This is a genomic window from Pantoea sp. WMus005, assembly GCF_013415305.1.
GTDB classification, from domain to species: Bacteria; Pseudomonadota; Gammaproteobacteria; order Enterobacterales; family Enterobacteriaceae; genus Pantoea; species Pantoea rara.
Genome location: NZ_JACBXU010000005.1, coordinates 155,769 through 177,401 on the forward strand (window position 1 = coordinate 155,769; position 21,633 = coordinate 177,401).

Sequence of the window (21,633 nt, forward strand, 5' to 3'; positions counted from 1 at the left end):
GGATTGGGAAAACTGGATATGAATGCACCTTTCACTTACGCCTCACCAACGTTGACGGTTGATGCCTTAAAGCATTCGATTGCCTACAAACTGATGTTTACCATCGGCAAAGATCCCTCTATCGCCAATAAGCACGAGTGGCTCAACGCCTCGCTGCTGGCGGTGCGTGACCGGATGGTGGAGCGCTGGCTGCGTTCCAGCCGTGCGCAACTGTCTCAGGATGTCCGCCAGGTTTATTACCTGTCGATGGAGTTCCTGATGGGCCGCACGCTGGGGAATGCGCTGCTGGCGATGGGGATTTATGACGATCTCAACCAGGCGCTGGATGAGATGGGTCTGGATCTGGCCGAGCTGATGGAAGAGGAGAACGATCCGGGGCTGGGCAACGGCGGTCTTGGTCGCCTGGCAGCCTGTTTCCTCGATTCGCTGGCGACGCTGGGCATGCCGGGCCGTGGCTACGGCATCCGCTATGATTACGGCATGTTCAAACAGAACATCGTGGAAGGTGAACAGAAAGAGTCACCGGATTACTGGCTTGAGTATGGTAATCCGTGGGAATTCCAGCGTTTCAATACCCGTTACAAAGTCCGTTTTGGCGGTCGCGTGCAGCACGAAGGCGCGAAAGTGCGCTGGCTGGAGACCGAAGAGATTCTGGCGATGGCCTATGACCAGATCATTCCAGGTTTTGACACCGATGCCACCAACACCCTGCGACTGTGGGGCGCCCAGGCCAGCAACGAAATCAACCTCGGTAAGTTCAACCAGGGTGATTACTTTGCGGCGGTGGAAGATAAAAACCACTCTGAAAACGTGTCGCGCGTGCTCTATCCGGATGACTCAACGTATTCAGGCCGTGAGCTGCGTCTGCGTCAGGAATATTTCCTGGTCTCCGCCACGGTTCAGGACATCCTGAATCGTCACTGGCGTATGCACCAGACCTGGGACAACCTGGCGGACAAAATCGCCATCCACCTGAATGATACGCATCCGGTGCTGGCGATTCCCGAACTGATGCGCCTGCTTATTGACGACCATAAATTCAGCTGGGATAGCGCCTTTGATGTCTGCTGTCAGGTCTTCTCCTATACCAACCATACGCTGATGACCGAAGCGCTGGAGACCTGGCCGGTGGATATGATCGGTAAGATCCTGCCGCGTCACCTCAGTATCATTTTCGAGATTAACGACTTCTTCCTCAAGACGATTCAGGATCACTATCCTGAGGACCTGGATCTGCTGTCGCGCATTTCGATCATCGATGAGAACGATGGCCGCCGGATTCGCATGGGCTGGCTGGCGGTTGTGGTCAGCCACAAAGTGAATGGCGTGTCTGAACTGCACTCGAATTTAATGGTGCAGTCGCTGTTTGCCGACTTCTCCCGCCTGTTCCCTGGACGCTTCTGCAATAAAACCAACGGCGTGACGCCACGTCGCTGGCTGGCGCTGGCAAACCCGGCGCTGTCAGAGGTGCTGGATGAGGAGATTGGTCGCAACTGGCGCACCGATCTCAGTCAACTGGGCGAACTGAAAGCGCAGATTGACTATCCGGCGTTTATCGAAAAAGTGGCGGTCGCCAAACATCAGAACAAACGTCGGCTGGCTGACTGGGTGGCGAAGAATCTGGACGTGGTGCTCGATCCTAATGCGCTATTCGATGTGCAGATCAAGCGTATTCACGAGTACAAACGCCAGTTGCTCAATGTGCTGCATGTGATAACGCGTTACAACCGCATCAAGGCCGATCCGCAGGCGGAATGGGTGCCGCGCGTCAATATTTTCGCCGGTAAAGCGGCATCGGCTTATTACGTTGCCAAGCACATCATTCATCTGATCAACGATGTCGCGAATGTGATCAACAACGATCCGCAGGTGAAGAACAAGCTGAAAGTGGTCTTCATCCCAAACTACAGCGTGAGCCTGGCGCAGATCATTATCCCGGCAGCCGATCTCTCTGAGCAGATATCGACCGCAGGAACGGAAGCGTCCGGCACCAGTAACATGAAGTTTGCACTCAATGGCGCGCTGACCATCGGTACGCTGGATGGGGCTAACGTTGAGATGCTGGATCACGTTGGTGAAGAGAACATCTTTATCTTCGGTAATACCACGCCGCAGGTCGAAGCGCTGCGTAAGAACGGCTACAACCCGCGAGACTATTACGAAAAGGATGAAGAGCTGCATCAGGTGCTGACCCAGATTGCGTCGGGTGTATTCAGCCCGCAGGATCCGGGCCGCTACCGCAATCTGTTCGATTCCCTGGTTAACTTCGGCGATCACTACCAGTTACTGGCGGACTATCGCAGCTACGTGGATACCCAGGATAAGGTGGATGCACTTTACCGTAAACCGGATGAGTGGCAGCGCCGCGCGGCGAAAAACATTGCCGGCATGGGCTACTTCTCGTCGGACCGTACTATTCAGGAGTACGCCGATGAGATCTGGAATATCTCGCCGGTAAGACTGTAAAGCACGTGCAGTAAGCTGTTCTGAATTTCCTTGCGGCCGAGGGATCGGCCGCACTCTTCGTTCTTCCTGCTCACCAGCCATCCCACACACCTCCAGAAAATTCAGCCTCTTATCATCTCTGCGCCCCTAAGTGCCCGTTGTGCGAACCAGATCATTACACCCTGGCTGAGAATCGCTACTATGCGGAAATGCAAAACGACCCTACAGGCAACTACAGCCAATGAGTGACAACATCAACCAGGAAATTACCTTTCGTAAGCTCAGCGTCTTCATGATGTTTATGAGCAAAGGGAATATCGCCCGCACGGCGGAAGCGCTGGAACTGAGCAGCGTCAGCGTGCATCGCGCACTGCACACGCTGGAAGAGGGCATCGACTGTCCGCTATTTATCCACAAGGGCCGCAATCTGGTGCCGCTGCCTGCCGCCTGGACGCTGCTGGAGTATTGCCGCGACGTGACCACCCTGATGGGCAAAGGCATTGAAGAGGCACGCAAGGTGGCGGGCATCGGTGGGGGTCGCCTGCGGCTTGGTACGCTCTATTCGCTGACGCTCGAAACCATTCCCCGGCTGATCATGGGTATGAAACTGCGCCGTCCCACGCTGGAGCTTGATCTGACCATGGGTTCGAATCAGATGCTGCTGAATATGCTGGAAGATGAGGCGCTGGATGCGATTCTGATCGCCACCGATGAGGGCGAACTCAGTGAGGCGCATTTCGATGTGATTCCGCTGTTTGAAGACAGGATCTTTCTGGCCGCACCGGCCGGAGAAACACAGCAGGAAACCGGTCCGGTTGATCTGCGTGAGTTTGCCGACCGGGATTTTGTCTCACTGGCGGAGGGGTTTGCCACCTATGCCGGTTCGCAGGAGGCATTTCAGATTGCCAGATTTGAACCGCGCATCGTCACCCAGGTAAATGACATCTTCTCGATGATAAGCCTGGTGCAGGCGGGCGTTGGCCTGGCGCTGATTCCGGGACGGATGAAGAAAGTCTATGAAAACAATATTCAGTTGCTGACGCTCGCGGAGCCTTATCAGATGCGTCAGCAGATCTCGATAGTCTACTCACATCACCGCGAACGGGATAATGACCTGCTGGCCCTGGCAGCAGAAGGGCGGATGTATGCCCGCAGCCTTACTGACTCAGCCGTTTAGCCAGATGCAGCGCAACCTCAACGCTGTTGCGCTCCAGACAAATTGCTTCGCCCTGCCAGTTGGCCTGCAGCGTCAGGCCGGTCAGCACATTGCCAGGCGGCATCTCAATCGCCAGTCGGGCATCGCGCTGATTAGCGGAAACCACCGCATCATTCCACTGCACCGTGCGTGCCATGTTAAAGGCAAGATCGTCGGCAATTTTCTCCGGCTCCCAAATCACCCGCGCGGTTGAGCCGCTGAGGTAAGCGCAGTCGGGGCGGGAGAGAGTGACGGACTCAAAGGCGCGAGCCAGTTCGGCGGCGGGCTTATCCAGCAGCGCACAGTGCGACGGCACGCTCACTGCGAGTTTAATCGCTTTGCTGGCACCGGCATCCAGTGCCTTCTGTGCAACCACCGCCATATCCTCGTCACGGCCGGCAATCACAATCTGCGTTTCCGCATTTAAATTCGCGATGTAGGTGTTGCTGTCAGGCAGCAGTTTCTCCAGACGACTCAGCGTTAAGCCGGCGATCGCCGTCAGGCCATATCCGTGTGGATACGCCTTTTCCATCAGATCGCCGCGCAGCGCAACCAGCCGCAGAGCGTCGCTGAAATCCAGCGCGCCGGCGATCACCGCAGCAGGAAACGCGCCAATCGACAGACCGCTGACCATATCCGGTTTGAGTCCGCGGCGGATTAGCTCACGCGCCCAGGCGACACCGGAAATCAGCAGACAGAGCTGCACGGCGCGGGTGTGGCGCAGCGCATCAACGCTGTCGAGCTGGTCAGTTTCGTCGCCCAGCACTGCACGTACGTGGCTTAAGATCGCCTCACCCTCGGGCAGATGCTGTAGCATTCCGGCACGCTGGGTGCCCTGGCCAGGAAAGGTAAAAAGTATTTTCATGGATTCTCCCTGCTCCAGGGTGAAGCGGTCAGTATCGGTCCGGTGTCGGTTTTTAACAGCACGCGTCCCTCGCGCAGCCACTCGTTCAGGGCAAATGCGCCAGCGGGCGTTTCCACCTGGGTATCCACCCTGCAGCCCAGCGCGTCGGTCTCTGTCTGCCACTGTTGCATCGCGTCGCGTGGCAGCGGCTGCGGGGCGCGGATGATTAAATCCAGATCGCTGGCGGCATGCAACACAGGGCATTGCGTTGCCAGGGCATAACCGGTGCTGCCGGTAATGCCCCAGCGCCACGGCCAGATGGTCTCACTGAGCGCTATCGCCGCGCTGACAGGCGCATAAACAGTAAATGGCGAATCCAGCAGCAGAGTGCGTTCCGCCAGCCTCTCTGGCGTCATCACGCCGATAATATCGGCTGACGTGATCCAGCCGGCGGCACGCTGCTCACGTCGCTCACCACGTACACCAATCGGGATCAAGCCGGATTCACGGTGATCGCGCCGCACCACCACCGGCAGCTCGGGATGCCAGCACTGGCTGACCCAGCTCTCTTTGATCGTCGCTAACGCGCTGCTGTCTCGCAGCCAGAGGAGATCGTGGGGGCGCGGCACACTCATATTACATTCCTGATGTCAGCGTGATGAACAACGGTAAAGATAAAATACACAGAATCGAGCTTAACAGCAGCACGGCTTCAGCATCGGGAGACTGCACGCCAAAGCGGTTGCCGAACACCACACCAAAGAAACCCGCTGAGAGTGCAATCATCAGAATCGCGGTAATCGCGACCGGTCCGCTTAAACCCAGTGCCAGTACGAGCCCCCAGGCAATAAACGGCTGAATCAACAGTTTAGTCACTGTACCGATGCCGACAACGGCATTAAGTTTCAGCCTGCGAGCAGAGAGGATCACACCGGTCAGGAATAGTGCTGCAGCGGTGGCCGCCAGGCCCAGCGGTTTAATCGCAGCCAGGACCAGATCCGGCATTTTAATGCCCAGCGCCGACAACACCACGCCGATCAACGGTCCCATCACGATAGGTTTTTTCATTGAGCGCCACATCAGAATCGGCAGCATTGTCAGCGTTGAACCGTGTTCCATACCCGCCGCAAATGCTTTTTCGCGTTCCAGAATCAGCAGGCACAGTGGGGTAAGCAACACTGAACCACAGGCGATAGAGACAGCGACCGACAGCGACGTGGTGGCATTTTCACCCAGTACGCTGGCCAGAATCGGCAGGCCCAGGGCGGCATAGTTGGGCAGTGCCACGGTCAGCGTCAGCACAGCCGCATCCTGCGGTGATTTTTTGAAAACCCGGGTGGCAAGGAAATAGATCGCCGCATAGGTTATCCACATCGCGCCGGTAATCACCACAATAAGCGGCCATTGCGCCGCGATGCCCGACCAGGGCGTCTGTACCGTGGCGCTGAACAGTGCAGCGGGTAGCGCAAAATCCATTACGAAGATATTGAGCAGTGAAACATCTTTGTTATTGACCATTCCGGCCTTGCCGGCCCAGAAACCCAAAAGCATGATGACAAAGATAGGAGCAAGGGCATGAACAATTATATAAATCATAAATCACCTGTATTTAAGAAAGAATTCTTTAAAAAACAGCGATGTTTATAATTCTAAAAGCGGCCACTGCTCCGGGGCGCAATAAGCGATGCGCCCCGTCAGACCGGTTTCGGCAGGTTTATTTTTTTATGTAATTACCAGGTCGCGCGCATACGTTCGCGAACCAGGGAGGAACTGTGACGATTGGATGCGCCAAGGCGATTTTTCAGGGTGGGATCCTGACGCGCATCGCTAATCGCTTTCTGCACAGCGATCTCTACCATCGCCACATCGGCGTCAGAAGGCGCATCCGGGTCGGCAACGTTCAGCAGATCGGAGAGCAGGCCCAGCGTGGCGAAGTTATTTACGTCATACGCCATGGGGGGAATAGTGGCGGCCAGTTTTTCCAGCGCCTCCACCGAGCGCAGCGTAATTCGCGCTGCAGATTCTTTGCCCATCGCATGCACCAGCACGCCCTGATCGTTAAGCGCTATCAGCCGGTTGGCCTGATAACCATGTGCCAGGAACGCACCAGACATCGCCTTACCCACAATCAGGCCAATCACCGGATGACCGGCCAGCCGCGCTTTGGCATAAGCACCGGCAGCGCCAGCCAGTGCCTGATGAATACCAAAGGCTTCTTCACGGCGGCCATAGGCCTGACTCGGTACGTCGATCACTGCCACAATTGGGCGTTTTACGTCACTGTTGATATCCGCTTCAATGGTTTCATTTACCACTTTCGCCAGCGTCCAGCCTTCCAGCAGACCGACTTCACCCTGCGCGGCGCGCGGATAGTGGTTTTGTGCATCGGTCACCACGGCGATAAACCGTACGTTTTCGCCATTGAGCTGGCCGTCAGCCACCTGAACAGAAGCGCAGAGGCCATCAAGACGTTGAGCATGGGGTGCGAGTTTTTCCAGCCAGGTTGCACCGCGGCTGATTGTCTGCGTCATTATTTATCCTCCCGGGCGAAAAGCTGTTTAATCTGCGCCGTGTCCGCCTGCTGGCGGGTGTCGAACTGCATCAGACGTGGCAGAAAATCGGCATATTTGTCGCTACGGTTCTGCGCCGGAACGCCGCGGGCAATGAAATCATTTACGGCCGTTTTAACCGCGTTAATGCCATCACTGACGAGCGCATCGACCAGGCCGCTGGCGTAGCGGATTTCGCCGCCGGTCATGCTCCAGATAAACGGACGATCGCGTGAGTCATACTCTTCAATGCCCGCTTCCTGCTCAATCACCTGTGGACCGTTCAGTCCCAGACGGGCCTCGCGGGTCACAATCAGGTAGCTGCATAGCGCGGCGGCGATAGACATCCCGCCGAAGCAGCCAACCGTACCGCTGACGATGCCAATTACCGGCGTATAGCGACGCAGATCGACAATGGCTGCATGAATATCCGCAATCGCTGCCAGTCCCAGATTCGCTTCCTGTAAGCGCACGCCACCGGTCTCCAGGCAGAGCACCGCCTGGGTCGGGATTCCGTTGCGATTATCTTCTGCCGCCAGCTCCAGCGCCGCCGCCATTTTCGCACCGGAGACTTCGCCCATGCTGCCACCCTGGAAGGTGCCTTCGATGGCGATCACCACCGCAGACTGACCGTTCAGCGTGCCGCGAGCCACCACCATGCCATCATCTGACTGAGGTACCACGCCCTGCGGAGCCAGCCACGGCGACATGATGCCTTCAAAGGGATCAAGCAGTTCGCGGTAGCTGCCTGCGTCCAGCAATGCATGGGCACGTTCACGGGCCCGTAATTCAATAAAACTGGCATCGTTACGCATGGCTCACCTCTTCAAAAACCTGTTCAATACGGATACGCGCCACGCCGGGTGTCGCGCCGAAATCATGAATAATCATCTTTCCGGCGGGCAGGCCGTTGATTAAGTTCAGGCGGTCAAACAGCGCTTTCCAGCGGGCGTCGCTGTTATCCAGGGAGGTGGTGATATCAATGGTCAGTGTCTGGCCTTCGGTTGCGGTGTACAGCACTTCCATATCACCGGAACCAACGACCCCTGCCAGCGCTCTGCCACTGAGCAGGCGGTTAGCAGGTAGAGCTAATGTGATGTGTTCCATAATGGCCTCTAAAAATAAGTATGTTCAGGCGAACAGACCCGATCGATAAACAGCGTTGCGGCCAGCAAGTCGGCAGCTCCACCCGGCGAGGCGTTGAGCGCCAGCATCCGACGGTCGAGCTGCTGAAGCGCCACCTGACCCGCAGCTGTACGGCAGCCGCCCGCCAGCAGCACGGCACGTGCTCCCTGTTGCATGGCGTCGAGTCCGATCATGCCTGCACGTGACAGCACGCAGGTATCGCTGAGTGAAGTCATGATCGCCATCAGCGCATCCAGCCGGGCTTCGCTTTCACTGGCACCTACCGCACGGCTGGTCAGCAACTGCGGAAGCGCCAGTTTCATCACGTGAGGAAACGCCTGTTGCGCCTCTTCGCGTGCGCCGGGTACCTGATAGCGGTGCGTCGCTTTTAATCCTTTGCTGAACACTCTGGGGGCGTGGCTGTCGGGCAGGCTCGCCAGCGCGGCAGCGGTGCGGGTCAGATGATCAGCACTGACTGCACCACCCTGCATCGCTGCGGCACTGACCAGCAACCCCAGCGCCCAGATCGCGCCCCGATGGGTGTTCACGCCGCTGGTTGCTGCCATCATCTGCTGTTCGCCGTCGCGGCCAAGCCGACCGACTGTTTCGCGCAGGGCGATATCGGCGGGGCGAAGCCAGCTGTGACGGGCCAGCGCCAGAAAGGCTGGCATCAGGCTATGAGCGGAACGCTCCATCAGCGCCAGCGTCAGATCCCGATGTGCGCCGTTTCCCCGACTGTCTACCAGACCCGGCTTGGGGCTCAGGCGTGCTTCATCGATCAGGCAATCGCGCGCTATCGTCGCCAGATGACTGGCCTGCGCCTCGGCATGTGTCTGTGACAGGAGTTTCATTACCAGCTCCGGAATTTGGCTGGCGGGTTGTACAGGCCATCTGACCATTCAACCAGGTCAGCGACGCTGCCCGCTGCCAGCAGTGAACGGGTGGCGTCGGAGCGGCGGATACCCATATCTTCCGGATAAACGACTTTGCCGCTTTTACGCAGCGCGGCGACGCGGGCAGCATCCACGCCCAGACCAATATCGGTAATCCCGGCTACTGCAGCGACCATGGCGCGACGCTCTTCCAGACTTTCCGCCCGATAGAGATAGGCGATGCCTTCCTCGGTCAGCACATGCGTGACGTCATCGCCATAGATCATTACCGGAGCCAGCGGCATACCGGAGGATTTCGCGACTTCAACCGCATCCAGGGTTTCAACGAAGGTCGGTTTCGCACCGGCCTGGAAGGTTTCGACCATCTGCACCACCAGTTTTTTGCCGCGCTGCATCGGGTCTGGCTCGGTGATCATATTCAGCCAGGCGGGCGTCGCGTGACGGCGGCCATGGGGATCGTGACCCATGTTTGGTGCACCACCGAAGCCAGCAAGACGACCCCGGGTGACGGTAGAGGAGTTCGCCAGACCATCAACCTGCAGGGTGGCACCGATAAACATATCAACCGCGTACTGACCTGCCATCTGACAGAAAGCGCGGTTAGAGCGCATTGAGCCGTCGCTGCCGGTAAAGAAGATGTCGGGACGAGCACGAATGTACTCTTCCATCCCCATTTCGCCACCGAAGCAGTGCACGCTCTCTACCCAGCCGCTCTCAATTGCTGGGATCAGTGTTGGGTGTGGGTTCAGCGTCCAGTGTTTACAGATTTTGCCTTTCAGACCCAGCTGTTCACCGTAGGTGGGCAGCAGCAGTTCAATGGCGGCAGTGTTAAAACCGATTCCGTGGTTCAGTGACTGCACCTGGTGTTCAGCGTAGATACCTTTAATCGCCATCATCGCCATCAGGATGTGTTCCTGCTTAATCAGGCGCGGATCGCGGGTGAACAGCGGTTCGATAAAGAAGGGTTTATCAGCCACCACAACGTAGTCGATCCAGGAGCCAGGAATATCGACGCGCGGCAGGTCGGTTTCGTCATCGACCAGTTCATTGACCTGGGCTATCACGATACCGTCACGAAACGCGGCTGCTTCCACCAGCGCCGGGGTATCTTCAGTACTGGGGCCGGTGTAGAGATTGCCTTTGCGGTCGGCTTTGTAGCCGGCAATCAGCGCCACATTCGGGCTAAGGTCAACGTAGAGACGGGAATAGAGTTCGATATAGGTATGAATAGCGCCGATTTCTAACTGACCATCCTGCAACAGCTGAGACATGCGCAGACTCTGCGGACCGGAGAAAGAGAAGTCGAGTTTGCGGGCAATGCCTTTTTCAAAAATATCGAGATGTTCGCTGCGGCCGACGCTGGGCATAATCATATGCAGGTCGTGAATCTTTGCCGGATTCACCGCAGCCAGCGTACGGGACAAAAAGTCAGCCTGCTTCTGGTTATTCCCTTCAAGCACCACGCGGTCACCTGGCGCAATTAACTGTTCAAATGCTTCAACGGCTCTTTCGGTAGGAATTACTTTGCCATCAAGGGAAAAGGAGGTCATACGACGCGCTTTTTCACTGCGGCGTGTGTTCCAGTCCCGGGCAGGCGTTTGGCCTGTGTTCATTTCAACCTCCTGATTAGAATCGGTGTGCTGACGTGTATGCTGAGGGAAGTCTGAGCTTTCTTATTACCCTGTTCAATTAAGCAAAAAAGCGGAACGTTAGATTTAAGGTAACGATGGAGAAAGGGGATGGATAAGCGAAGCCTGGAGTATAGGCTGTGAGAGATGAATTAAAGGTTACAGCGGTGAATATTTCTGGCTGGCACTAGTTATTGAAATAAAAGGTGGGTGAAAGCTATTCTTCGGCTAGCGTTTAACGGGCGAGGGGACCGAATAGCCGATAACCAGACAATAAAAAAGCAGGCCGGAGCCTGCTTTCTGATCGGTTACTGTCCGCTTATGAAGCCAGCGACAGTGCCGGTTTCGCTTTCGCGGCCAGCCATTCAGCCACGCGCGCCTGCTGCTCTTTGGTCAGCCACATGCCCTGTTTAGTACGACGCCAGATAGCATCATCCAGCTCACGCACCCACTCATGCTGGACCAGGTAGCGTAACTCCGCCTCATAGAAATCATGACCGAAATTCTCACCCAAATCGTCCAGGCTTTTCGCTCCGTTCAGCAGGGTTTCAGTGCTGCTGCCGTAAGTACGTGAGAAGTGGCGCGCCATGTTTTCGGTAATGAACGGATAACGACGACGCAGGCTGACCGCATAATCCTCGCTGGTGCCGTTAATGTTACCGCCCGGCAACACGCATTTCTTCGTCCAGGCCGGACCAGCGTTCGGGTAGTACTTCGCCAGTTTCTCCAGCGCATGTTCTGCCAGCTTACGATAGGTGGTCAGCTTGCCGCCAAACACGGAAAGCAGTGGAGCCTGACCATTATCATCGCGCACATCCAGCGTGTAATCACGGGTGATTGCCTGCGGTGAATCAGATTCGTCATCACACAGCGGACGGACACCCGAGTAAGACCAGACGATATCGTCGGCGGTCAGTTGCTTTTTAAAGTGTCCGTTAAACACTTTCAGCAGGTACTCAGTCTCGCTGTCATCGATATGGACGCTTTTCGGATCGCCTTTGTACTCTACGTCGGTCGTCCCGATAATAGAGAATTCATCCATCCACGGGATGACAAACACGATGCGGTTATCTTCGTTCTGCAGAATATAAGCCTGCTTCTCGGTATGGACGCGCGGCACCACGATGTGGCTGCCTTTGATCAGACGGATACCATAAGGCGACTTCAGCTTCAGGCTGTCATCAAACAGCTGCTTAACCCACGGGCCGGCCGCGTTAACCAGACCTTTCGACTGCCAGGTAAAGGTTTTACCGGTGTCGACATCTTCCGCTTCGACCTTCCACAGGCCGCCTTCACGCCAGGCGCGCGTCACACGGGTGCGGGTACGCACTTCGCCGCCATGCTTCACCACTTCCTGCGCATTCAGTACCACCATGCGGGCATCATCGACCCAGCAGTCTGAATATTCGAATCCGCGCGTAATTTCCGGCTTAAGGGCCGAATCCGCGCCAAAGCGCAGACTTTTACTGCCTGGCAGGCTGGTACGCTTGCCAAGATGGTCATACATAAACAGGCCAGTGCGGATCATCCAGGCCGGACGCAGATGCGGACGGTGCGGAAGACGGAAGCGCATCGGGAACGCCAGGTGCGGCGCCATTTTCAGCAGTACTTCACGTTCGGCCAGTGCTTCACTGACCAGACGGAATTCGTAATGTTCAAGGTAGCGCAATCCGCCGTGAATCAGTTTTGAACTGGCAGAGGAGGTCGCGCAAGCCAGATCCCGCGCCTCCAGCATTAACACCGACAGTCCGCGTCCTGCAGCGTCTGCTGCAATGCCGGCACCGTTGATGCCGCCGCCGATCACGATCAGGTCTTTGGTTTCCACGTCATCTCCTCCGATGTTCGGAATAGTTCATTAATGTTCGTTTTCGAGCATAATCATAATCGCAAACCAACATTGACGCCAGCTTTTAACCGGGTAAAAACATTTTTGCGTGATATAGCTAACATTCTGCCCACCAAAAAAACAGATACCCGTAACGATTGTCAGGTTATCGGCGTGGATTATCGGGTTACACTACGGGCTATTGTGACGCTGTTATGAGAGATCCCATGGAAACGTTCGAATGTATTGATGTGCAGCAGGCGCAGGCGCGTCTGGCGCAGGGTGCGCTGCTGGTGGATATCCGCGATCCGCAAAGTTATGCCCTGGGCCATGCGACGGGTGCGCTGCATTTGACCAACACTAACCTCAGCGACTTTGTCAGTGGTGCCGATCACAGCCTGCCCGTGCTGGTCATGTGCTATCACGGCAACAGCAGCAAAAGCGCAGCACACTATCTGCTGGGACAGGGGTTTAATGAGGCCTACAGCATTGATGGCGGCTTTGATGCCTGGCGTGCCGCTTTCCCTCAGCAGGTTGCCTCTGGCAGTGAATAAATGGCTGCTCGTCACATGGAGAGTTACTGATGCGCATTACCCAATTTAATCAGCCGCGCATGGCGCAGGCGTTTGTTGACTACATGGCGACGCAGGGCATCACGCTGCGTATCGAGCATGAAAATCACTACGTCATCATGCTCGATGATGAGAGCAAAATTTCGGTGGTCGAAAACGAACTTCAGCAGTTTTTGCACGACCCTAACCATCCGCGTTATCAGGCCGCCAGCTGGCACAGCGGCAAGACCGACAGTGGTCTGCGCTATGAGCGCAGCAATATCTGGGCGAACATCCGCGAGCGTGCCGGTCCGCTGACCATGACCCTGATGGTGCTCTGCATCGCAGTCTTTATTCTGATGCAGGTCATGGGCGATCAGGCCGTGATGGCGTGGCTCTCCTGGCCGGATGCCGATCAGCACCTCCAGGTCTGGCGCTGGTTCAGCCATGCGCTGCTGCACTTCTCACTGCTGCACATCCTGTTTAATCTGATGTGGTGGTGGTATCTGGGCGGCGTGGTTGAGAAGCGTCTTGGCAGCGGCAAACTGTTTGTGATTATGCTGATTTCGGCGCTGCTCAGCGGCTGGCTGCAGGCGAAGTTCAGCGGCATCTGGTTTGGTGGTCTGTCGGGCGTGGTCTATGCCCTGATGGGTTACTGCTGGCTGCGCGGTGAGCGCGATCCCGACAGCGGCGTCTATCTTGAACGGGGATTGATCGGTTTTGCAGTGGTCTGGCTGGTGATTGGCTGGTTCGGCGTCTTTGGTCTGGCTATTGCCAACGCGGCGCATGTCGCTGGTCTGGTCGTTGGGCTGGCGATGGCGCTGGTCGATACGCGTAACGTCACGCGTCGATAGACAGTAATAAGCGGTTTAACAGGAGAGGAACGTGAAGCAGACGCAACGTCATGACGCGATTATCGATTTAGTCCGTCGTCAGGGATATGTCAGTACTGAGGAGCTGGTGGATCATTTTGAGGTCAGCCCGCAAACTATTCGTCGCGATCTCAACGATTTGGCCGATCAGAACAAAATTCAGCGCCACCACGGTGGCGCGGCGCTCCCTTCCAGCTCTGAGAATACCGCCTGGCACGATCGTAAAATGATGTGGTCAGCGGAAAAAGCGCGGATTGCGCAGCGGGTTGCCAGCCAGATCCCGGATGGGGCCACGCTGTTTATCGACATCGGCACCACGCCGGAAGCGGTGGCGCATGCGCTGCTCAACCACAGCGATTTACGCGTGGTGACCAACAACCTCAACGTCGCAATGCTGTTGATGGGCAAGCCCGATTTCCGGGTGATTATCGCGGGCGGTGAAGTGCGAACCCGCGATGGCGCGGTGATGGGGGAAGCGACGCTCGACTTTATATCCCAGTTCCGTCTCGATTACGGCATCCTGGGGATCAGCGGCATCGACATGGATGGGTCGCTGCTGGAGTTCGACTATCACGAGGTTCGCACCAAACGCGCCATCATTGAAAATTCGCGCTGCGCGATGCTGGTGGTGGATCACTCGAAATTTGGCCGCAACGCCATGGTTAATCTTGGCAACATGAGCCTGCTGGATTATCTCTACACCGATAAAGTGCCGCCAGCCAGCGTCATGAAAGTGATTGAGCAGCATGAGGTTCACCTGGAACTCTGCTGATTCCTGCCACGCCAGCCTCCCGGCTGGCGTTTTTCTTTGATTGTTGTCGCTTTTTCCCCCACTCGCGTCTTAACTTAACGGTTGCTGGCACCCGGTTGTCAGCCCGTGCGCTTTCTATTTTTGCTTCACCTCATTGCGTAACAGAAGGGAGTGATATGTCGCAGCAAAAATTTAATAAAGCCCGTTTTAATGCCGCACTGACCCGCCAGTGGCAACAGTTGAGTCTCAACGCCGCCCAACAGATGACCTCGCACCAGGCGTGGCAGGCGGTCAGCGCGGCACTGGCAGAACTGCTGGACACCCAACCGGCTCCGCGCCCGGCTAAGCAGCAGCGTCACGTAAATTACCTGTCGATGGAGTTTCTGATTGGTCGTCTGACCGGCAACAATCTGCTGAATCTGGGCTGGTATGACGAGGTTAAAGCAGCGCTGGCTGAGCAGCAGCTTGATTTAACGGAATTGCTGGAGCAGGAGATCGACCCGGCACTCGGCAACGGCGGGCTGGGACGACTCGCCGCCTGCTACATGGATTCGATGGCAACGGTGGGGCAGTCCGCCACCGGCCACGGACTGAATTATCAGTATGGCCTGTTCCGCCAGTCTTTCGGGGAGGGGAAGCAGATCGAAGCGCCCGATGACTGGCAGCGTGAACGCTATCCGTGGTTCCGCCACAATGCGGCGCTGGATGTGGAAGTCGCAATGGGGGGCCGGGTAGAAAAGCGGGAAAACGGCGGTGTACGCTGGCTTCCCGATTTTACGCTGCGTGGCGAGGCCTGGGATTTGCCAGTGACCGGCTACCACAACGGCGTGACACTGCCGCTGCGCCTGTGGCAGGCAGTGAGTGCGCATCCGTTTGATCTTACGGCCTTTAACGAGGGTAATTTCCTGCAGGCGGAGCAGCCGGGCATTGAGGCGGCAAAACTCACTAAGGTGCTCTATCCCAATGACAACCATCAGGCCGGCAAACGGCTGCGCCTGATGCAGCAATATTTTCAGTGCGCCTGCGCGGTGGCTGATATCCTCCGCCGTCACCATCTGGCGGGACGCAGCATTCACAGCCTGCCTGACTTTGAAGTGATCCAGCTCAACGATACCCATCCGACCATCGCCATCCCGGAGATGCTGCGTGTGCTGCTGGATGAGCATCAGCTGAGCTGGGATGAGGCATGGCAGATCACCAGCCGGTTGTTTGCTTACACCAACCACACGCTGATGCCGGAGGCGCTGGAGCGCTGGGATGAGAAGCTGATGCGTAATCTCCTGCCGCGCCACATGCTGATTATCAAAGAGATCAATCAACGGCTGAAAAAGCAGGTGAAACAGCACTGGCCCGATGACAAAGCGATGTGGCAAAAACTGGCAGTGGTGGCTGACGGTCAGGTGCGAATGGCCAATCTTTGCGTGGTCAGCGGGTTTGCGGTCAATGGCGTGGCGGCGCTGCACTCAAGCCTGGTTGTCAGCGATCTCTTTCCGGAATATCACCAGCTCTGGCCGCAAAAATTCCACAACGTCACCAACGGTATCACGCCGCGTCGCTGGCTGAAACAGTGCAATCCGGCCCTGGCGGAACTGATTGATGAGACGCTGAAAACGGAGTGGGTCAATAACCTTGATGCGTTAAGCGGTCTGGAGTCCTGTGCCGACGATCAGGCGTTTCGCCAGCGCTATCGCAGCATCAAGCAGCAAAACAAATTGCAGCTTACGGAATATATCGCCCGCCACACAGGCATCATCGTGAATCCGGCGGCACTGTTCGATGTGCAGATCAAGCGTCTGCATGAGTACAAGCGCCAGCACCTCAGCCTGCTGCATATCCTTTACTGCTATCAGAAGCTCCTGAATAACCCGGAAGATGTCAGCTTCACGCCTCGGGTATTCCTGTTTGGGGCCAAAGCCGCGCCGGGTTACTACCTGGCGAAAAACATTATCTACGCCATTAACAAGGTTGCGGAGGTGGTGAACAACGATCCTCGGGTCGGCGACAGGCTCAAAGTGGTGTTTATTCCCGACTACCGCATCACCGTGGCTGAACTGATGATCCCGGCAGCCGATCTCTCCGAGCAGATCTCTACAGCCGGTTATGAAGCGTCGGGTACCGGCAACATGAAGCTGGCGCTGAACGGTGCGCTGACTATCGGCACGCTGGATGGTGCCAATGTCGAGATTGCCGAACAGGTGGGTGAGGAGAATATCTTTATCTTCGGTCACACCGTGGATGAGGTGAAGGCGCTCAAGGCGAAAGGCTACAACCCCAAAAAGGTGCGTAAGCAGAATAAGCCGCTGGACGATTTACTGAAATCGCTGGAGAAGGGCAAATTCAGCGACGGAGATAAACATGCGTTTGATCTGATGCTTGAGAGCCTGACGAAACATGGCGATCCCTGGCTGGTACTGGCTGATTTCCAGGCCTATATCGAGGCGCAGCAACGGGTAGAAGCCCTGTGGCATGACCCGGAAGGCTGGACTCGCGCCGCCATCCTCAATACGGCCCGAACCGGCATGTTCAGCTCGGACCGTTCCATTCGTGACTATCAGCAACGTATCTGGCAGGCACCGCGCTAAGGAGCAGCAATGAAGCAAAATACACTCGATCAGGCCGCCCGTGCCGCAGGAATTTCACTGGATTACATCAACGTCAACGGCGAGAAAGAAGCGATCAGCGATGAGACCAAACGCGCGCTGCTGGCGGTGATGAACGATCCGCAGGACACCAAAAAAGCACCGCTGCCGCCGGTCGCCGTCTTCACCGGCAGTGGCAAGCGGCAGCTGACGCCACAGGGCAGCGGCGTCTACAGCTGGCAGTTGCAGACCGAAAAGGGCAAAACGCTTAGCGGCGAGTTAACCGCCGGGGAGCCTTTTACGCTGCCTGGCCCGCTGACGCAGGGTTATCACCAGCTGATGCTCAGCAAAGGGAAAAAGAGCTGGCAGACGCGGATTATCGTCGCGCCGCGCCGTTGCTATCTGCCGCCAGCGCTGGAGGCGGGAGAGAAACGCTGGGGCGCGCTGGTGCAGCTCTACACCGTGCGATCCGAACAGAACTGGGGTATTGGCGACTTTGGCGATCTCGACCAGCTGCTGGTGCAACTGGCTGAGCGTGGCGGCGATTTCGTCGGACTGAATCCGCTGCATGCGCTTTATCCCGCCAGCGCCGGTTTTGCCAGTCCATACAGTCCGTCATCGCGCCGCTGGCTGAACGTGATTTATATCGACGTCAGTCAGGTAACCGATTTTCAGCAAAGCGCGGCGGCACAGAAGTGGTGGAAAAGCGCCAAAACCCAGAAGGCGCTGACCAAAGCGCGTGAGGCGGAACGGGTTGACTACGAGGCCGTAATGGCGCTTAAGCTCGCCGCGTTGCGGCACGCCTGGGCCCATTTCCAGGCGCGTGACAGTGGGAGCGAAGAGCATCAATCCTGGATGGCCTTTGTGCATGAAGGCGGCGACAGCCTGCGTTATCAGGCGGCCTACGATGGCATCCAGATGGAGCGGCAGGCGGACAAGACACAGCAGGGCGGCTGGCCTGCGTGGCCGGAAGCGTGGCGCAACAGTCAGTTGCCCGAGGTGCAGCAGTGGTGTGAGCAGCATGAAGAGGAGATCGCCTTCTGGCAGTGGCTGCAATGGCTGGCACAGCAGCAGTTCTCTGGCTGCTGGACGCACAGTCAGGTGCTGGGCATGAGCGTGGGTCTCTATCGCGATCTGGCGGTTGGCGTAGCGGAAGGCAGCGCGGAAACCTGGCACGATCCGGAACTTTATCGCCTCAAGGCCTCAGTCGGTGCGCCACCTGATCGTCTCGGTCCGCTGGGACAGAACTGGGGCTTGCCGCCGATGGATCCGCATGTGATGCAGGCGCGTGGTTATCAGCCGTTTATCGACATGCTGCGCGCTAACATGCGCGACTGCGGCGCGTTGCGCATCGACCATGTGATGTCGCTGCTGCGTCTGTGGTGGGTGCCAGCCGGAGAGACGGCGGATAAAGGCGCCTATGTGGCCTATCCGGTGGACGATCTGCTGGGCATCCTGGCGCTGGAAAGCCACCGTCTGCGCTGCATGGTGATTGGCGAAGACCTTGGCACTGTGCCTCAGGAGATCGTCAGCCTGCTGCGCAAAAGCGGCGTCTTCTCATGGAAAGTACTCTGGTTTGAGCAGGAGAAAGATCAGCGCTATCGTGCGCCTCAGGACTATCCACGGCAGTCTATCGCCAGTGCCAGTACTCATGACCTGCCGACGCTGACCGGTTTCTGGGAGCAGGGTGATCTGGACCTGGGGAAGAAGCTTGGTCTCTATCCGGGCGATGCGGTGAAAGCCTTGCATCAGCAGCGCGCCGCACAAAAGCAGGCGCTGCTGGATGCGCTGCATCAGGCGGGTGCCTTACCGGCACGCAGTCAGAAGAAGGCAGAGAAGCTGACCATGACGCCTGCGCTGAACCGGGCGATCCATCGCTTCCTGGCGGATACCGACAGTGCGTTGCTTGGCCTGCAGCCTGAAGACTGGCTCGGCATGACCACGCCGGTTAACGTGCCCGGCACGGTGGATCAGTACCCTAACTGGCGACGCAAACTGAGTAAAACGCTGGAGGAGATCTTTGCGGACAAGGAAGTGAATGCGTTGCTGAAGGTGGTCAGCGAGCAGCGTCAGTCAGGAAAGAAAGAGAAGTAAGCAGGGTAATAAAATAGCGCGGCAGTCAGACTGCCGCGCATTATCATCAGTAGAACGAGTGTTCGCCGCGCTGATGCTCGGTAATATCCCGTACGCCTTTCAGTTCCGGGAAGGCAGCCAGCAGCTCCTTCTCAATACCATCTTTCAGAGTCACGTCGATCATCGAACAGCCGTTACAGCCTCCGCCGAACTGCAGAATGGCGTAGCCCTCATCGGTGATCTCCATCAGCGACACACGACCACCGTGGCCCGCCAGCTGTGGGTTGATCTGCGCCTGAAGCAGATATTCAACGCGCTCAACCATTGGCGCATCATCAGAGACTTTACGCATTTTGGCATTCGGCGCTTTCAGCGTCAGCTGAGAACCCAGATTGTCGGTTACGAAGTCGATCTCTGCATCTTCCAGATAAGGTTTGCTCAGTTCATCAACATACGCTGAGAGCTTCTCGAACTTCAGTTCAGTATCGGTGGCTTCAACGGCATCGGGCGGACAGTAAGAGACGCCACACTCGGCTGTTGGCGTACCCGGGTTAATCACGAATACGCGAATCTGGGTGCCATCTTCTTGTTTGGATAGCAGTTTAGAAAAATGTTCCTGGGCAGAGTCAGTAATTCGGATCATGTCGATTGCTCAATAGTTGACTAATTTAGTTGGTTATAATACGCCCATCAATGACGCTCTACAAGGTACGGCACAGGCACCAGACCTGCACGCTGGCGGCACCCTGCGCCAGTAACAGGCGGCTGATTTCATCTACGGTACTGCCGGTAGTAATGACATCATCCAGCAAGGCGATATGGCGTCCCTGCACCGCCATTTCAAGGCGGAAAGCACCCTGTAAGTTGGTGCGGCGCTGGCGGGCGCTGAGCTTATGCTGTAATGCGCCCCTTCGCTTGCGGGAAAGTCCTTCGCGCCATTCACATCCCAGCCAGTGTGCCAGCGGTGCGGCCAGCAATACCGTCTGATTAAAGCCACGCTGCCAGCGTCGTCGCCGATGCAGCGGAACCGGCAGCAACAGATCGGGACGCGGCACCGTGCTGTGCCGGTAAACATTAAGCCAGCTTAGCAAAATCAGCCGCGCCAGCATCACTCTAAGTGCGGTTATGTGAGAAAATTTCAGCTGATTAACCCACTGGCTGAACGGCGGACAATAGTCATTAACGCAGACCAGCGCCTGCCAGGCGGGCGGTTTAAGCTGGCAGCGGCCACAGGCGACTTTTGCTGAACCTGCCGGTAATCCGCAGCGCGGACAGAGCAATGGTAACGGCGGTAATCTGCGTAAACATAAGCTGCAGATGCCATGACGTGCTATCCGCAAGGGCATCTGGCATAGCCAACACAGGGCGGGCATTGCTAGCATAGCGACCTCCTTATCAATTTTCGGGATAGTAACTGATGACGTCGCTCTACTGGCACACCTGCGGAGAAGGAAAACGCGATCTTGTGCTGCTGCACGGATGGGGACTGAATGCCGAAGTCTGGCAAAGCATTATTCCGCGACTCAGCCCGCACTATCGCCTGCATCTGGTCGATCTGCCCGGTTATGGCCGCAGTCAGAATTTTGGCGCGCTGACGCTGGAGCAGATGGCTGAGCAGGTGCGACCGTTGTTGCCACCGCAGGCGATTATTGCAGGCTGGTCGCTTGGCGGACTGGTGGCGACGCAGCTGGCGCTGACCGCGCCAGAAAAACTGGCTGCACTGATTACTGTTGCGTCGTCACCCTGTTTCACCGCCACAGAGCGCTGGCCCGGCATTAAACCGGAGACGCTGCAGAACTTCCAGCAGATGCTCAGCAACGACTTTCAGCGCACGGTAGAGCGCTTTCTGGCGCTGCAGACGCTGGGCACGGAAACGGCGCGTGCCGATGCGAGGCAGCTGAAAGAGGTGGTGCTGTCACAACCGATGCCAGAGGTACCGGTACTCGATGGCGGCCTGGAGATTCTGCGTCAGGTCGATCTGCGCGCTGCGTTACCACAGATTACATTGCCGTTCCTGCGACTCTATGGCGCGTTAGATGGACTGGTGCCGCGCCGGATTGCCGCAGAGATAGATGAAATGTTGCCAGCCTCACCGTCAGTGATTATCGAAAAAGCCGCACATGCGCCTTTCATTTCCCATCCTGAGACCTTTTGTCAGCATATTGTTAATTTCATCAGTGATTTAGCGGGATAATCATGCTTTAAGTTGGCAAAATCTCAGGCAGCAGTAATACTTCTCTCTGTAAGCAAGGCCGCTGCAATTTTATGTGATTAGTCACGGAAATGACTATGCCGTTCCATAC

19 protein-coding genes are annotated in these 21,633 nt (G+C 56.8%); 8 read left to right on the forward strand and 11 right to left on the reverse strand.

From position 1 onward, the window contains the following. Positions 1-18 precede the first annotated feature (18 nt). Both glgP and HZZ01_RS17635 read left to right on the forward strand, forming a co-directional pair. Entirely contained in the window at positions 19-2,466 is a 2,448-nt protein-coding gene (gene glgP / locus HZZ01_RS17630) for a glycogen phosphorylase (protein WP_179898813.1), read from the forward strand. 220 nt (positions 2,467-2,686) lie between these two features. Continuing rightward, positions 2,687-3,622 carry a LysR family transcriptional regulator gene (locus tag HZZ01_RS17635; protein ID WP_179898814.1) on the forward strand — a complete coding sequence of 312 codons (936 nt, stop codon included), beginning with the start codon at positions 2,687-2,689 and terminating at the stop codon, positions 3,620-3,622. Here HZZ01_RS17635 and mdcH read toward each other — a convergent pair. The 9 genes from mdcH to glpD form a co-directional block, all read right to left on the reverse strand. Continuing rightward, positions 3,603-4,505 carry a malonate decarboxylase subunit epsilon gene (mdcH, locus tag HZZ01_RS17640; protein ID WP_179898815.1) on the reverse strand — a complete coding sequence of 301 codons (903 nt, stop codon included), beginning with the start codon at positions 4,503-4,505 and terminating at the stop codon, positions 3,603-3,605. The two genes, HZZ01_RS17635 and mdcH, sit on opposite strands and share 20 nt — an antisense overlap. After that, positions 4,502-5,119 (reverse strand): malonate decarboxylase holo-ACP synthase, encoded by a 618-nt coding sequence (locus tag HZZ01_RS17645; RefSeq protein WP_179898816.1) that lies wholly within the window; start codon positions 5,117-5,119, stop codon positions 4,502-4,504. The genes mdcH and HZZ01_RS17645 overlap by 4 nt, the downstream gene beginning before the upstream one ends. A gap of 1 nt (position 5,120) precedes the next feature. Beyond that, positions 5,121-6,080: an AEC family transporter gene (locus HZZ01_RS17650; protein ID WP_179898817.1), complete on the reverse strand. Its 960-nt coding sequence runs from the start codon at positions 6,078-6,080 to the stop codon at positions 5,121-5,123. 134 nt (positions 6,081-6,214) lie between these two features. Next, positions 6,215-7,015 (reverse strand): biotin-independent malonate decarboxylase subunit gamma, encoded by an 801-nt coding sequence (gene mdcE / locus HZZ01_RS17655; protein WP_179898818.1) that lies wholly within the window; start codon positions 7,013-7,015, stop codon positions 6,215-6,217. Then, a complete protein-coding gene (locus HZZ01_RS17660) occupies positions 7,015-7,848 on the reverse strand; it encodes a biotin-independent malonate decarboxylase subunit beta (protein WP_179898819.1) in 834 nt (277 codons plus the stop codon). The genes mdcE and HZZ01_RS17660 overlap by 1 nt, the downstream gene beginning before the upstream one ends. Continuing rightward, on the reverse strand, positions 7,841-8,140 hold the full coding sequence (gene mdcC, locus HZZ01_RS17665) for a malonate decarboxylase acyl carrier protein (protein ID WP_179898820.1): 300 nt from the start codon (positions 8,138-8,140) through the stop codon (positions 7,841-7,843). Before mdcC ends, HZZ01_RS17660 begins: the two co-directional genes overlap by 8 nt. Positions 8,141-8,148: 8 nt before the next feature. After that, positions 8,149-9,009, reverse strand: coding sequence for a triphosphoribosyl-dephospho-CoA synthase (locus HZZ01_RS17670; RefSeq protein ID WP_179898821.1), 861 nt, complete (start codon positions 9,007-9,009; stop codon positions 8,149-8,151). After that, positions 9,009-10,664, reverse strand: coding sequence for a malonate decarboxylase subunit alpha (gene mdcA / locus HZZ01_RS17675; RefSeq protein WP_179898822.1), 1,656 nt, complete (start codon positions 10,662-10,664; stop codon positions 9,009-9,011). Before mdcA ends, HZZ01_RS17670 begins: the two co-directional genes overlap by 1 nt. 334 nt (positions 10,665-10,998) lie before the next feature. Then, positions 10,999-12,504: a glycerol-3-phosphate dehydrogenase gene (gene glpD, locus HZZ01_RS17680; protein WP_179898823.1), complete on the reverse strand. Its 1,506-nt coding sequence runs from the start codon at positions 12,502-12,504 to the stop codon at positions 10,999-11,001. 227 nt (positions 12,505-12,731) lie between these two features. On the opposite strand from glpD, the gene glpE reads away from it, so the two are divergent. From glpE to malQ, 5 genes are all read left to right on the forward strand, one after another. Then, on the forward strand, positions 12,732-13,058 hold the full coding sequence (gene glpE, locus HZZ01_RS17685) for a thiosulfate sulfurtransferase GlpE (RefSeq protein WP_179898824.1): 327 nt from the start codon (positions 12,732-12,734) through the stop codon (positions 13,056-13,058). 29 nt (positions 13,059-13,087) lie between these two features. Then, positions 13,088-13,909, forward strand: coding sequence for a rhomboid family intramembrane serine protease GlpG (gene glpG / locus HZZ01_RS17690; protein ID WP_136198033.1), 822 nt, complete (start codon positions 13,088-13,090; stop codon positions 13,907-13,909). Between the two features lie 31 nt (positions 13,910-13,940). Continuing rightward, complete coding sequence (locus HZZ01_RS17695; protein ID WP_179898825.1) at positions 13,941-14,699, forward strand: DeoR/GlpR family transcriptional regulator; 759 nt, start codon at positions 13,941-13,943, stop codon at positions 14,697-14,699. Between the two features lie 155 nt (positions 14,700-14,854). Further along, on the forward strand, positions 14,855-17,260 hold the full coding sequence (gene malP / locus HZZ01_RS17700; protein ID WP_179898826.1) for a maltodextrin phosphorylase: 2,406 nt from the start codon (positions 14,855-14,857) through the stop codon (positions 17,258-17,260). Between the two features lie 9 nt (positions 17,261-17,269). After that, on the forward strand, positions 17,270-19,351 hold the full coding sequence (gene malQ / locus HZZ01_RS17705; RefSeq protein WP_179898827.1) for a 4-alpha-glucanotransferase: 2,082 nt from the start codon (positions 17,270-17,272) through the stop codon (positions 19,349-19,351). A 46-nt stretch (positions 19,352-19,397) separates the two neighbouring features. Here malQ and nfuA read toward each other — a convergent pair whose 3' ends face one another. Then, entirely contained in the window at positions 19,398-19,973 is a 576-nt protein-coding gene (nfuA, locus tag HZZ01_RS17710; RefSeq protein ID WP_010253194.1) for a Fe-S biogenesis protein NfuA, read from the reverse strand. A gap of 58 nt (positions 19,974-20,031) precedes the next feature. Next, positions 20,032-20,712, reverse strand: a complete 681-nt coding sequence (gene gntX, locus HZZ01_RS17715; RefSeq protein ID WP_179898828.1) for a DNA utilization protein GntX — start codon at positions 20,710-20,712, stop codon at positions 20,032-20,034. A 35-nt stretch (positions 20,713-20,747) separates the two neighbouring features. Between gntX and bioH the strand changes: the two genes are divergently transcribed. Then, a complete protein-coding gene (gene bioH / locus HZZ01_RS17720; protein WP_179898829.1) occupies positions 20,748-21,524 on the forward strand; it encodes a pimeloyl-ACP methyl ester esterase BioH in 777 nt (258 codons plus the stop codon). The last annotated feature ends 109 nt before the right edge of the window (positions 21,525-21,633 follow it).

Bases quoted from the DNA above. Each gene is read 5' to 3' on its own strand.
- glgP (WP_179898813.1), top strand. From the start codon at position 19: ATGAATGCACCTTTCACTTACGCCTCACCAACGTTGACGGTTGATGCC.
- HZZ01_RS17635 (WP_179898814.1), top strand. From the start codon at position 2,687: ATGAGTGACAACATCAACCAGGAAATTACCTTTCGTAAGCTCAGCGTC.
- mdcH (WP_179898815.1), bottom strand. From the start codon at position 4,505: ATGAAAATACTTTTTACCTTTCCTGGCCAGGGCACCCAGCGTGCCGGA.
- HZZ01_RS17645 (WP_179898816.1), bottom strand. From the start codon at position 5,119: ATGAGTGTGCCGCGCCCCCACGATCTCCTCTGGCTGCGAGACAGCAGC.
- HZZ01_RS17650 (WP_179898817.1), bottom strand. From the start codon at position 6,080: ATGATTTATATAATTGTTCATGCCCTTGCTCCTATCTTTGTCATCATG.
- mdcE (WP_179898818.1), bottom strand. From the start codon at position 7,015: ATGACGCAGACAATCAGCCGCGGTGCAACCTGGCTGGAAAAACTCGCA.
- HZZ01_RS17660 (WP_179898819.1), bottom strand. From the start codon at position 7,848: ATGCGTAACGATGCCAGTTTTATTGAATTACGGGCCCGTGAACGTGCC.
- mdcC (WP_179898820.1), bottom strand. From the start codon at position 8,140: ATGGAACACATCACATTAGCTCTACCTGCTAACCGCCTGCTCAGTGGC.
- HZZ01_RS17670 (WP_179898821.1), bottom strand. From the start codon at position 9,009: ATGAAACTCCTGTCACAGACACATGCCGAGGCGCAGGCCAGTCATCTG.
- mdcA (WP_179898822.1), bottom strand. From the start codon at position 10,664: ATGAACACAGGCCAAACGCCTGCCCGGGACTGGAACACACGCCGCAGT.
- glpE (WP_179898824.1), top strand. From the start codon at position 12,732: ATGGAAACGTTCGAATGTATTGATGTGCAGCAGGCGCAGGCGCGTCTG.
- glpG (WP_136198033.1), top strand. From the start codon at position 13,088: ATGCGCATTACCCAATTTAATCAGCCGCGCATGGCGCAGGCGTTTGTT.
- malP (WP_179898826.1), top strand. From the start codon at position 14,855: ATGTCGCAGCAAAAATTTAATAAAGCCCGTTTTAATGCCGCACTGACC.
- malQ (WP_179898827.1), top strand. From the start codon at position 17,270: ATGAAGCAAAATACACTCGATCAGGCCGCCCGTGCCGCAGGAATTTCA.
- nfuA (WP_010253194.1), bottom strand. From the start codon at position 19,973: ATGATCCGAATTACTGACTCTGCCCAGGAACATTTTTCTAAACTGCTA.
- gntX (WP_179898828.1), bottom strand. From the start codon at position 20,712: ATGCTAGCAATGCCCGCCCTGTGTTGGCTATGCCAGATGCCCTTGCGG.
- bioH (WP_179898829.1), top strand. From the start codon at position 20,748: ATGACGTCGCTCTACTGGCACACCTGCGGAGAAGGAAAACGCGATCTT.